Consider the following 12,358-nt stretch of genomic DNA (forward strand, 5'->3'; position numbering starts at 1 on the left):
GCCGTATCTCTTAGCGCAATTCCCAGAACCAGACTTCCGCACAAGTCCAGTAGCACTCGGAGCCGCATATCTTCACGCCAGCGGACGGCAGCAGGATATCGATATGCCCGCCCGCGCCGCCCAGGTAGCCGGGGATGCGAAAAAAAGCCACGAGGCCCTTGCGCTGGCCGATGCCTTCGATGGCCGCATCGCGGGCGAATTTTTCGGGCGCGCCAAACAGCGACGGACTGGCCAGCATATGCGCCAGCTTGGCCTGCCCCGGTTCGATCAGCGCGCCCTTGAACGGCCCCTTGCGGATGGCCATGCGGCCTTTCAGCCTGATGCCGGCCTTGATCAGGGCCAGGCTGACGCGGATGGCGCAGGTGTTGGCGAAGCTGTCCTTGCCGATCAAATCCTCCCAGCCGATTTCACCGAACAGGGCCGCCTGGTCGACGGCGGCCACGCTCGAGTAGTTTTCACGCAGCTTGATGAATGCAGGTTTCACGTCAGCCTCCCATGGGTGGTGGAGTGGAGCAGGGAAAACGCCGCGCCAGGATGGCGACGATCAAGGTGGCGGCATCGCCCTGGCGCGCGCGCGCGGGCAGCTTTTTCAACTCGGTCACGACCTGCGCGTCGATTTCCAGCGTTTTCAGGCGTCCCGTGTCGCACCACTGCCGGCCCTGCGCCGCATCGGCCACGCCGGCCAGGTAGCCTTGGGCGTAGCGCTGGCCTAGCAGGAAAAGGGGATCGGCCGTTTCTCCCTGCGGCGGCGCTTCCCGGTAAAAGGCGATCAGCCGGTCGGCGCTCAGGCGCGGCGCCGGCGGGTAGCTTGCGCCCTCCCCGCGCGCGCTTGGCAGGCAAAGGCACAGCGCGATGAGGAACACGGAGACATGCATGGCCAGCCCGTCAGTGGGGAACGTCTGGCCGATTGTAGGAGAATGCGCCAGCCCCGCACTGAGCGAGGTCAAGCACAGGTCGGGTAGGCCGGATTAGCGCGTCCGAAGGCGCGCGTCATCCGGCGACACTGCTGGCGCTGCGGCTGTTGTCGGGTCAGGGCTTGCCCGGCGCCGCATAGTGCAGCTTGAGCACCAGGCCGTTATGGTCGTCGGCCATATAGATATCGCCGTCCTGGCCCTGCTTGACGTCGACGGGCGCGCCCCTGCCCTGCTTGCCCTTGCGCTCCCAGTTGCCGATCAACTCGACGGACTTGCCCAGCGGGGCGCCGGCCTTGTCGGGCAGCAGCGCCACCAGGCGGTGGCCGTTGCCGCGATAGCCGTGGTAGCCGATGATCAGGCTGTTCTTGTACACCGCCGGGTAGCGGCTGGCCGTATAGAAGGTCATGCCCAGCGGCGCGGCGTGGCCCGGCAGCAGGCGCTGCGGCGCCACGTACTTGGCGGCGCACGCCGTCTTCGGATATTCGGGACTGGCGACATTGTCGTCGTAGCAGTAGGGCCAGCCATAGTGCTGGTCGGCCTTGATCAGATTGAGTTCCTCATGCGGCAGGTTCTCGTCGCTTTTCAGCTGCGGCATCGCGGCCTGGATGGCGTCGCGCGCGTTTTCCGCCTGCCACAGCTCGCCCGTGGCCGGATGGAAGGCCAGCGCCATCGAATTGCGCAAGCCGCGCGCGTGCGTGCGCCAGCCCGTCACCGTGCCGGCCGGCCAGGCCATCTTGTATTCGCGGATGGCGCCCAGCGCTTCCGGGCCTTCCGCCGAGGCGCAGGGCTTGGCGGGATCGGGGGCCTTGCCATCGCTCTCGCAATGGTCGGTGCTCGAACCCACGTTCACATACAGGTCGCCCGTGGGGCCAAAGCGCATGGTCGTCAGCAGGTGCAAGCCCAGTCCCGGCAGGCGCGGCGTCTTGGCCGTGCCGCCGATGATGTCGGTGGTGGCGCGGGCGGGATCGCGCAGGTCGAAGCGGAAGATGCGTCCCACCTCGCCCACGTAGACCAGGCCGTCCGGTCCCTGCACGATGCCATTCGGGCGATCGAGCTTGTCGAGCAGCAGCTTGCGCTCATAGCCCGGGCCAGCCGCCTTGCGCTGCAACAGCCATAGCTTGCCCTGCTTCGGCGTCCATCCCGCCATGTCCGTGACGAGGATGTCGCCATTCGTCAGCGGCAGCACGCCACGGGGAAATTTCAGGCCGTCGGCCAGCACGGCCACGCAAAAGCCGGGCGGCGTGGTCACGTCGAGGCGCGGCATGCCGTCGCACTGGGCGCCAGTGGCCGCGATGGCCGGTGCAAGGGCGCCGGACAGGCAGGCGGCCAGCGCGCCGGTGATCATCTTGTTGTGCATTGTGGTCTCATTCCGTCAAGGGTAATCGGGGCAGCACGGCGCGCGCGTTGGCGCTGGTGGCAAGCGCCACGTCGGCAAGCGGCAGGCCGCGCAACTCGGCCAGCACGGCGCCGATGCGCGGCAATTCTTCCGGGCTGTTGCGGCCAGGGTGGATCCAGCTGGGGGAAATGTCGGGCGCGTCCGTTTCCAGCACGATGGCGTCCAAAGGCAGGTCGGTGGCCATGCGGCGTATCTGCAAGGCCCGCGTAAACGTCATCGCGCCGCCAAAACCCAGCTTGAAACCCAGGTCGATATAACCCTGGGCCTGCTGGAAGCTGCCGTTGAACGCATGCGCGATGCCGCCGTTCGGACGGATCTGGCGCGCGTGCTTGAGGACGATGTCCTGCGAGCGGCGCACATGCGCCAGCACGGGCAGGTCGAAGTCGCGGGCGATCTTCAGCTGCTCGCGCAGGAAGTGTTCCTGCTTGGCGCGCATGGGCGGTTCGCACAGCATGGGCAGGAAGAAATCGAGGCCGATCTCGCCGATGGCGACAAAACGCGGATCATGCATGGCCTGCGCCACGGTTTCGCGCAGGGCGATCAGATCGTCCTCGGTGGCGTGCGGCACGTAGATCGGGTGGATACCGAGCGCATAGCAGGCGTTGGGCGCCGCTACCGCCAGCTCGCGCACGATGGCGAAATTGGCCCGTTCGACGGCCGGAACGACGATCATCGCCACGCCCTGCTGCTGCGCGCGCGCCGCCACCTGCGGCGATTCGCCGCCGAATTCATGCGCGTCGAGGTGGCAATGCGTGTCGATCCACATGGCGGACTCCTAGTATTGCTCAGTATTGATAAGGCTGCAGCCCTTCATCGGTCAGGCGCAGCACGCGGTCGCAGCGCTTGGCCAGTTCGATATCGTGCGTGACGATGACAAACGCCGTGCCCAGGGTGCGCGACAATTCCAGCATCAGGTCGAAAATCTGTTCGGCCGTGGCGTGATCGAGATTGCCCGTCGGTTCATCGGCCAGCACGCAGGCCGGCTGCGTGACGAGGGCGCGGGCCAGGGCCACGCGCTGGCGCTCGCCGCCCGACAATTCACCGGGCGTGTGCGTCACGCGCTTGGCCAGGTTCACGCGCGTGAGGATCTGCTGCGCCAGGTCGGTGGCCGGCGCGCGCTTCATGCGGCGTATCATCAAGGGCATGGCGACGTTGTCCAGCGCGGAAAACTCGGGCAGCAGGTGGTGGAACTGGTAGACGAAGCCCAGCGAGGCGTTGCGCAGGTCGCCGCGCGCCTTTTCGCTGAGGGTGGCGAAGTCCTTGCCCAGCAGAGTCACCTTGCCGCTGGTGGGCGTATCGAGACCGCCCAGCAGATGCAGCAGGGTCGATTTGCCCGAGCCGGAGGCGCCGACGATGGCGACCCGCTCGCCGCGGTGGATATCGATATCGATGCCGGCCAGGACCTGCACCTTGTAGCTGCCCTGCGTGAAGGTCTTGCCCAGGCCACGGCAGGAAAGCACGGCGGAATCGGCGGATGCACCATTGGAGGCGGGTTTGTTCAGATCGGTCATGGTAGTCGTCAGTGGATTATTCATAGCGCAGGGCTTCCGCAGGTTTGACGCGGGCGGCCCACCAGCTTGGGTACAGGGTCGCCAAGAAGGCGAGGATCACGGCCAGCACGCCGATCTTGGTGACGTCGGGCCAGCGCAGGTCGGACGGCACGGTGCTGATGAAGTAGATGTCCTTGGAGAGGAACTGCACGCCCAGCAGGTGCTCGATGAAAGGCACGATGACGTCGATATTCATGGCCACCAGCACGCCGCCGCCCACGCCCAGGATCGTGCCCAGGATGCCCACCAGCGCGCCCTGGATCATGAAGATCTTCATGATGGAGCCGGGCGAGGCGCCCAGGGTGCGCAGGATGGCGATATCGGCCTGCTTGTCCGTCACCGTCATCACCAGCGTCGACACGAGGTTGAACGCGGCGACGGCAATGATCAGGGTCAGGATGATGAACATCATGCGTTTTTCCGTCTGCACGGCGCTAAACCAGTTGGCGTTCAGCTTGGACCAGTCGCGCAGCCACAGGTCGCCCGGCATGCTTTTCTTCAGCTCCGCCGCCACTTGCGGCGCCTGGTTCATGTCGGCCAGGCGCAGGCGCAGGCCGGACGGCCCGTCGATGCGCAGCAAGCGCTGGCCGTCTTCGATATTGATGAAGGCCAGGCCCGCGTCGAATTCATTGTGGCCCGCCTGGAAGATGCCGCTGACGGTGAAGCTGCGCATGCGCGGCAGCACGCCGGCCGGCGTGACCTGGCCCTGCGCCAGCATCAGGGTGACTTTTTCACCGAGGTTGACGCGCAGGGCGCGCGCCAGTTCGATGCCCAGCACGATATTGAAGGTGCCCGGCTGCAGCGCCTTGAAGCTGCCCATGCGCGTCTGGCCGGCGATGTCGGAGACGTTCGGCTCTTCCTCGGGCAGCACGCCGCGCACGATGGCCGGGCGCAGCGCATCGTCGCGCAGCAGCATGCCCTGCGTTTCGACGAACGGCGCGGCGCCCTTGACGGCCGGGTTTTTAAAGGCCTGCGCCGCTTCGGCGCGCCAGTCGGGCATGCTGCCGCTGTTGTCGAACACTTCCACGTGCGCCAGCACGGACAGCATGCGGTCCGTCACTTCCTTCTGGAAGCCGTTCATCACGGACAGCACGACGATCAGCGCCGCCACGCCCAGGCCGATGCCGGCCATGGAAATGAGCGAGATGAAAGAGATAAAACTGTTACGGCCACTGCGCTTGCCGGCCCGCGTGTAGCGCAGGCCGACCAGCCATTCGAAGGGAAGATTTTTTAACATGCTTGTGAGGTGATTGATTCTTGTATAAGCGACATGCCACCGTGCTGACCCAACAGCGAAGTGCCGGGGTCGGACCCTGAGGGTCCGACCCCAGGTTCTGCCTTGGGGCTGATTTTCTTATTCATAGCGCAGCGCCTCGGCCGGCTTGACGCGCGCGGCGCGCCAGCTCGGGTAGATGGTGGCCACCAGCGCCAGGCCAAAGGCGATCAGGCCGATCTGCGCCACGTCCAGCCAGTGCACGTCCGACGGCACGGCGCTGATCTGGTAGATTTCCTTGGAGATGAAGTGCAGGCCGAAGATGCCCTCGATGAAGGGCACGATGACGCCCACGTTCAGCGCCAGCACGACGCCGCCGATGACGCCCAAAGCACTCCCCAGCAAACCCACCAGCGCGCCCTGGATCATGAAGATCTTCATGATGGAGAACGGCGAGGCGCCCAGGGTGCGCAGGATGGCGATATCGGCCTGCTTGTCGGTGACCGACATCACCAGGGTGGAGACCAGGTTGAACGCGGCCACGGCGATGATCATGCTGAGGATGATGAACATCATGTTCTTCTGGCTTTGCACCAGCGCATACCAGCTGGCACTGGCGCGCGACCAGTCGCGCATCCACAGCTGGCCCGGCATCGAGGCTTTCAGTTCGCGCGCCACCTGCGGCGCCTTGTTCATGTCGTGCAGGCGCAAACGCAGGCCGGACGGGCCGTCGAGCTGCAGCAGCTGCTCGGCGTCCTGCATGTTCACGAAGGCCAGGCTGCCATCGAGCTCATTGTGGCCCGCCTCGAAGATGCCGGCGACCTTGAGCGCGCGCATGCGCGGCATGACGATGCCATTCGCCGGGTCGCCCGCCCGGGGCTCGCGCTCGAGCATCAGGGTCACGTTCTGTCCCACCTTCACGTCGAGCGCCTTGGCCAGGTCGATGCCCAGCACGACGTTGTACGAGCCTGGCGTCAGGTCCTGGAAGCTGCCCTGCTTCATCTGGGCCGCCACGCTGGAGACGGTCGCTTCCTGCTGCGGCAGCACGCCGCGCACGACGGACGGGCGCATGGTTTCGTCGTTCAGCAGCATGCCCTGGGTTTCCACGAACGGCGACACGGCCTTCACTTGCGGGTTGGCGTAGGCGGCGCGTTCCTGTTCCTGCCAGTTCGGCATCGAGCCGCTGGTGTCGAACACCTCGACGTGCGCCAGCACCGACATCAAACGGTCGGTGACTTCCTTCTGGAAGCCGTTCATGACGGAGAGGACGACGATCAGGGCGGCCACGCCCAGGCCGATCCCGGCCACGGAAATGAGGGAGATGAAGGAAATGAAGCTGTTGCGGCCACTGCGTTTCCCGGCGCGCGTATAGCGCACGCCGACCTGCCACTCAAAAGGAAATTGTTTGATGATGCCCATGCGCTCCCGCGACAACGATGATATGCGAGCGCGCAGTGTGCCACACAATGGGCATGTCATGCATGATCTCTGCGTCATCTGTGCGTGAAACCGCGCACGCCGGCGCTATTTTGCCTCCTGCGCCAGGCCAAAAACACGCAACAGCTGCCCCGCCAGCGCATATTGCCGCATCTGCGCCAGGGTCAAACGGTGCAACTGGTCGATGCGCCGCTGCTGTATCGTGAAGTAGGTATCGCGCGTCTGGATGATCTGCTGCAGGTTGCGCCGCCCCGCCTCGTACTGGATGGTCCCGCCGCGCACGACGAAGGCCATCTTCTTTTCCTGCTCGTCGAGCAGGGCCAGGGTGCGCTGCGCATTGGCGATGCGCGGCAGCATGCTGGCCAGATCGGCGCGCGTGCCCTGCTCCGCGCGCGCCACGTCCGCATCGGCCGCCTGGGCACGGCTGATGGTTTCGTCGCGCTGCGCCAGGCTGCCGCCACCGAGCGGGAACTCCCAGGAAACGCCCACCGACCAGCCCCGCTGCTGAATGGTCGACGGCGGCGGCGTGGTCTTGTTATTCAGCAGATGGCTGACATTCAGATCGATTTTAGGGGCCAGGGTGGCTGCCACGCCGCGCACGCGCAGCTGGGCCGCCGCCGCCCGCTCGCGCGCGGCGCGCAACTGCGCCTGCTGCGTATCGGCGTTCTCCAGCGCTTGCGCGGATAATGGCGCAAAGGCGAAATCGGCAAACTGCGCCACCGGCTCGAAAGCCAGCGCCTCGAGCTTGATGCGCGCCGCCTGATGGTCCGTCAGCAGGCCATCCTGCACCAGTTCCGCGTCCAGCTGCGAACTTTGCGCCAGTTCGCGGTCCACTTCCGAGGACTTGCCCAGTTCCGCCTGGCGCGTCACCTGCCGCACCAGCTGCGTCACGTCGCGCAGGCGCTCCTGCGACTGCTGCAGGCTGCGTTCCAGGCGCTGCATGTCGAAATACGCCTCGGCCAGCTTTTCCGCGCTTTCCGCGCGTGCCCGCTCCACGTCGAAGGCGGCGCCCGCCATCTCGCGCTCGGCCGCGTCGATTTCGGCGCGGTCGGCGCCGCCGTTGTACACATTCCAGCGCACGCTCGCCTCCACCTGGTGCGTGCGACGCTCCACGTCCTGGGTGCCATCGAGGTCGTTGCTGCGCCCCCGCGTCGCCTGCAATCCCGCATTCGGGAACAGCCGCGAACGGGCCTGCCTGTAGCGCGCCTCGGTGGTGGCCAGCGCCGCCTGCGCGGCGACCACCTGCGGGTCGCGCGGCACGGCGCGCGCCAGCAGGGCCGGCAAGCCGCGCGCGGACTGCGCCTGGAAGGTGGCTGGCGGCATGGACTGCGCCGCCGCATGCGCACCGGCAAACGCCATGCAGAGTAACAAGGCGCGCATCACCGCTCCTGCAGGGAAGACTGCAAGCCGCGCAGCACGGGCTTGAACACGTATTGCAGCACCGAGCGGCGCCCCGTCAGGATGCCCACGTCGACGGGCATGCCGGGCGTGATGGGCAGCACCTTGCCGTGCGCCGTCAGCTGGCTGCGGTCGGTGCTCAGCTGCACCTCGAAATACGGCTCGTTGCGTTCGTCGGGAATCGCGTCCGCCCCCACGCGCACCACTTGCGCCTGCAGGCGGCCGTAGGTGGTGGCGTCGTACGCCAGCACGTTGGCCGAGGCGCTCTGCCCCACATGGATGAAGCCGATATCCGACGGTTTCACGCGCACGGAGATCAGCACTTCCGAATCGGCGGGCACGATTTCCAGGATAGGTTTGCCCGGCTGCGCCACGCCGCCGACGGTCGCCACCAGCACGCGGTTGACGACGCCATCGACGGGCGCCGTGATGTCGCGCCGGCTGACCTGGTCCTGCTGGCCCTTCACCGTGCTGGCCAGCGCGCCCGCCTTGGTTTCGTATTCGCTGCGCTGGGCGCCCCACTGGCCGCGCATGCGCGCTTCCACTTCGCCCGCCTGCGCCTGCGCCTCGGCCAGGGTGGCCACCAGGCGCGGCACGGAGGCGCGCAGGCTGTCGAGTTCCGTGCGCTGCTGCTGCACGCGCTGCTGCGCATTCAGGTAGTCGCCGCGCGAACCGGCGCCCTCCTTGAACAACCGTTCTTCGATCGACAGGCTTTCCAGCGCGATTTTCAAGCCCGCGTCCAGCTGGGCGATGCGGCTGTGCGCCTCGGCCAGCTCGCCGCGCCGGCGCGTCACGCCTTCGCGCGCGGCCGCCGTGGCGGACGCGAATTCGCGCTGGCCGTCGCGCCACAGCTGCATCTCCTTGGCGATCAGCTCCGGCGCGTCTTTCTGCCACTCGGGCGCGAACTGCGGCGTGGCGCCCGCCAGCAGCGCGTCGAGGCGCGCCCTGCCCGCCAGCGCGGCCAGGCGGTTCTGCACGCTGGCGCCCAGGTTGGCGTCGTACTGGGCCGTGTCCAGGCGCAGCAGCAAGTCGCCGCGGCGCACCTGCTGGCCCGGCTTCACCAGCATCTCGCGCACGATGCCGCCTTCCAGGCTTTGCACTTCCTGCAGGTGCGACGGCGGCGTGATGGCGCCACGGCCATTCACGGACACGTCGAGCTGGGCGAACATGGCCCAGGCCAGCACCAGCACCAGCAGCACGGACATCAAGGCCAGCATGCGGATGACGATACGCTGCGGCTCCCTTTCCGGATCGGGGTGGGCCGCCGGCAGAGGGCGGGCGTTCGGGGCATTCAGGGCGCTCATGCCGCCGCTCCCTGTTCCACCGCTGGCTTGGCCGCCTGGCCATTGAGCACGCGCATGACCTCATCGCGCGGGCCGTCGGCGACGATGCGCCCCTTGTCGAAGACGATCAACCGGTCCACCAGCGCCAGCATGGCCATGCGGTGGGTGACCAGCACGATGGTCGTGTCCTGCAAGGTGCGCAGGCGGGCGATCAGGCGCTGCTCGGTGGCCGGGTCGAACATGCTGCTCGGCTCATCGAGCAGCAGCATCGGCGGTTTCATGAGCAAGGCGCGGGCCATGGCCACGGCTTGCCGCTGGCCGCCGGACAGGCGCTCGCCCCGCTCGCCCACTTCCGTCGCCACGCCGTTGGGCAGCTGGGTGATGATGTCATCGAGGCAGGCCAGGCGGATGGCGTCGAGCAGGCTCTCGTCGTCGGGCTGGCTGCGTCCCAGTTCGATGTTTTCGCGCAGGCTGCCATGGAACAGGGTCACGTCCTGCGGCACGTAGCCGATCTGGCGGCGCAGGCTCAAGGGGTCGAGCTGGGTGCTGGCCAGGTCGTCGAACAGCACGCTGCCGGCCTGCGGGCCGTACTGGTTCAGCAGCAGGCGCAGCAAGGTGCTCTTGCCGGAACCGAGCTTGCCGATCACGCCCACCCGCTCGCCGGGACGGATGTGCAGGTTGAGCTTGTCGAGCAGCGGCGGCGAATTCGGGTAGGCGAAGCCCACGTCGCGGAACTCGATGCGCCCCGTCAGCGGCGGCGCCTGCAGGCTGGCCGCATCGTCGTCGGTGGGCGCTTCCATGATTTTATTGAGCGCGTGGTAGGACAATTTGGTCTGCTCCCAGCGCATGACCAGGCCCGCGATCTGGCTCACGGGCGCCAGCGCGCGGCCCGTCAGCATGCTGACGGCGATGATCTGGCCCAGGGTCAGCAGGTGTTCGCCCATCAGCAAGGCGCCCGTGGCCACCACGGCCACGCCGGACAGCGCCAGCACGGCCGTGTTGATGTAATTGACCCGGCTGACGATTTCGCGCGTCTCGACGCTGTTGGCGGCGATGGCCACCGTCAGGCTTTCCCATTTGCGCCGGCTCCACGCTTCCGCGCCCAGCGCCTTGATGGTGTCGAGGCCATTCATGGTTTCAAACAGGTGCGCCGTGCGCTGGGCGCTTTCCTGCATCGAGGCGGCCACGTGGCGCGCCAGCGCCGCGCGCGAGGCGAACGCCACCAGCAGCAGGATGGGGATGGCGGCCAGCGGCACCAGCACCAGCCAGCCGCCCACCAGGGCGATCACCAGCAGGAACAGCAGCAAAAAGGGCAAGTCGCCCAGGGTGGTCAGCGTGGTGGAGGCGAAGAATTCGCGCACGGATTCGAAATCGCGCACGGTATTGGCCAAGGTGCCCCCGGAAGCGGGCCGGCTGGCCGCGCGCAGGCGCAGGCACTGGGCGAAGATGTTCGACGACAGCGCCACGTCCATGCGGCGCGACGCCGTTTCCACCAGTTCGCCGCGCAGCAGGCGCATGGCCAGCTCGAAGCCCGTCAGCACCACCACGGCGATCGTCAGCACCCACAGGCTGGACGTGGCATTGTTCGGGATCACGCGGTCATACACGGCCATCGCATAGAACGGCACCAGCGCGCCGATGATGTTCAGCACCAGGGTGCCCAGCAAGGCCCAGCGGAAGATCCAGCGGTTGCGGTTGAAGACGTCCCAGAACCAGCGCCCCGCCACCGGCATGCTGTAGAGCAAGCTGCGCTGGTCGAAGAACATGACGGGACGCACGGCCACCCAGCGCCCGGCGGGCACTTCCTGCGCCAGCGCGGCCGCGTCGCGCCAGGAACTGCCGGCGATGCCGGGCACGTGGCACTCGTACTGATCGTTGGCGATGGCCAGCACCACCAGCGCCTGGCCGGCGCCGTTGATCAGCAAGGCGGGCATTTCCGTGGCGCGGCGCGGCTTGTCGGCCGGCAGCACGGTGCCGGCCAGGGTGGCGTGCGCCAGCGCCTGGTCGAGGAAATCGGCGGCGGCCGGGTCGGCTTGCGCCGCCACGCTGGCGTGCAGGCGCTCGGCCTGCACGGCCACGCCAAAAAAGCGCGCCAGGAAGACGATGGCGTCGGCGATGGTGGCGGCATTGGCGGCCGAGGGCGCGGCCGATGCGCTGGCGGGGCCGTGGGCGGCGGCGGAAGGTGGCGTCATGATGAGCTCAATCCAGTCTGTGGCAGTGGCGAGTGGCAAAACAGCGCAACACCAGCGTCACGGTCGCGCTGCGATGATTTGCAGAAACATTGTGCCATAGTAATAACGACTGTCTGAAAATGTGTTGTTAAAAAGAAAAACTGCAGTGCGTCGTGACGGACGCACCGCAGCAAGAGTCACTACAAAGGGGAAACTGCCAACTTCAGCCGGGCAATTACGCCTGGCCCGCCTTGCGGCGGCGCGCCATGAAGCCCAGCAAGCCCAGGCCGGCGACCAGCATGGCCCAGGTTTGCGCTTCCGGTACCGGCGACACGCTGAGCAGGGTCTGCGAAGCGGGGTTTACGCTGGTCAGGCTGGTGTAGTTGTACAGGTTCTGGATGGCGCCATTGCCCGTGGCCACGCCCAGCATGGTGTTCGCTTCAGCGACGACGGCATTGCTCAGGTTTTTGAAGCGCAGGTCGCCCGTCAGCAGGTTGGTGTTGTCATTGTTCAATTCCCACAGGGCCAGCTGGAAAGCGGCCGCGCCGTTGGCATTGCTCGACGCATTCGCCACCGATGAACTGTAATAACCTTCATACAGGCGCTTGATGGAATCGCTGGCGGCGAACGTACCGCTGCTGTAGCTGTTCGCGCCGCTGTTCAGGGCCACGTGCGGATCCAGGCAAAACGCCAGGAAGGTGTTGCTGTCGTAGCTGACTTGCCAGACGGAAGGTGTGATGGCGTTGCCGCTGCCGAAAGCGCCACCGGTGGCCGTGAACAGGGGCACGCCATAGAAGTCGTCGACGGTCAGTTTGGAGCCGGCTGCCAGGGCGCTGCCGCTGGCCAGGGCAAAGGCGGCCGCCGCCAGGGTGCCGCGGACGATCATGTGCATGGATTTTTTCATTGTGGTTTCCCTAAATATTTATGGTGAGTATCGAGAAGTGCCGGCGCCCTGTGTCAGGGGCCGGCACCGGTGCCAGGCGTGGTTACGGCCTG

At 66.7% G+C, this 12,358-nt stretch carries 11 protein-coding genes; all 11 read right to left on the reverse strand.

Annotated elements, in window-relative coordinates; all coding sequences use genetic code 11:
- Positions 1 to 10 precede the first annotated feature (10 nt).
- The 11 genes from BM193_RS20950 to BM193_RS21000 all read right to left on the reverse strand — a co-directional run bounded on the left by BM193_RS20950 (position 11) and on the right by BM193_RS21000 (position 12,254).
- Positions 11 to 484 carry a T6SS effector amidase Tae4 family protein gene (locus tag BM193_RS20950; RefSeq protein ID WP_217638505.1) on the reverse strand — a complete coding sequence of 158 codons (474 nt, stop codon included), beginning with the start codon at positions 482 to 484 and terminating at the stop codon, positions 11 to 13.
- 1 nt (position 485) lies between these two features.
- Positions 486 to 875, reverse strand: coding sequence for a Rap1a/Tai family immunity protein (locus tag BM193_RS20955; RefSeq protein ID WP_139176261.1), 390 nt, complete (start codon positions 873 to 875; stop codon positions 486 to 488).
- A gap of 154 nt (positions 876 to 1,029) precedes the next feature.
- The gene (locus tag BM193_RS20960; protein WP_092800166.1) at positions 1,030 to 2,271 is read right to left on the reverse strand and encodes a PQQ-dependent sugar dehydrogenase; all 1,242 of its coding nucleotides are present in this window, start codon (positions 2,269 to 2,271) and stop codon (positions 1,030 to 1,032) included.
- A 7-nt stretch (positions 2,272 to 2,278) separates the two neighbouring features.
- Complete coding sequence (locus BM193_RS20965; RefSeq protein ID WP_092800163.1) at positions 2,279 to 3,076, reverse strand: TatD family hydrolase; 798 nt, start codon at positions 3,074 to 3,076, stop codon at positions 2,279 to 2,281.
- A 19-nt stretch (positions 3,077 to 3,095) separates the two neighbouring features.
- On the reverse strand, positions 3,096 to 3,821 hold the full coding sequence (lolD, locus tag BM193_RS20970) for a lipoprotein-releasing ABC transporter ATP-binding protein LolD (RefSeq protein ID WP_092800160.1): 726 nt from the start codon (positions 3,819 to 3,821) through the stop codon (positions 3,096 to 3,098).
- Positions 3,822 to 3,837: 16 nt separating this feature from the next.
- Positions 3,838 to 5,097 carry a lipoprotein-releasing ABC transporter permease subunit gene (locus BM193_RS20975; protein ID WP_092800157.1) on the reverse strand — a complete coding sequence of 420 codons (1,260 nt, stop codon included), beginning with the start codon at positions 5,095 to 5,097 and terminating at the stop codon, positions 3,838 to 3,840.
- Between the two features lie 117 nt (positions 5,098 to 5,214).
- The gene (locus BM193_RS20980; RefSeq protein ID WP_092800154.1) at positions 5,215 to 6,492 is read right to left on the reverse strand and encodes a lipoprotein-releasing ABC transporter permease subunit; all 1,278 of its coding nucleotides are present in this window, start codon (positions 6,490 to 6,492) and stop codon (positions 5,215 to 5,217) included.
- Positions 6,493 to 6,597: 105 nt separating this feature from the next.
- Positions 6,598 to 7,890, reverse strand: coding sequence for a TolC family protein (locus tag BM193_RS20985; RefSeq protein WP_092800151.1), 1,293 nt, complete (start codon positions 7,888 to 7,890; stop codon positions 6,598 to 6,600).
- The gene (locus BM193_RS20990; RefSeq protein WP_254786344.1) at positions 7,890 to 9,212 is read right to left on the reverse strand and encodes an HlyD family type I secretion periplasmic adaptor subunit; all 1,323 of its coding nucleotides are present in this window, start codon (positions 9,210 to 9,212) and stop codon (positions 7,890 to 7,892) included. The genes BM193_RS20985 and BM193_RS20990 overlap by 1 nt, the downstream gene beginning before the upstream one ends.
- Positions 9,209 to 11,383 (reverse strand): type I secretion system permease/ATPase, encoded by a 2,175-nt coding sequence (locus BM193_RS20995; protein WP_092800148.1) that lies wholly within the window; start codon positions 11,381 to 11,383, stop codon positions 9,209 to 9,211. The genes BM193_RS20990 and BM193_RS20995 overlap by 4 nt, the downstream gene beginning before the upstream one ends.
- 214 nt (positions 11,384 to 11,597) lie before the next feature.
- Complete coding sequence (locus tag BM193_RS21000; protein WP_254786345.1) at positions 11,598 to 12,254, reverse strand: PEP-CTERM sorting domain-containing protein; 657 nt, start codon at positions 12,252 to 12,254, stop codon at positions 11,598 to 11,600.
- Positions 12,255 to 12,358 lie beyond the last annotated feature (104 nt).

The organism is Janthinobacterium sp. 344, assembly GCF_900112025.1.
In the GTDB taxonomy this organism is placed as follows: Bacteria; Pseudomonadota; Gammaproteobacteria; order Burkholderiales; family Burkholderiaceae_D; genus Janthinobacterium.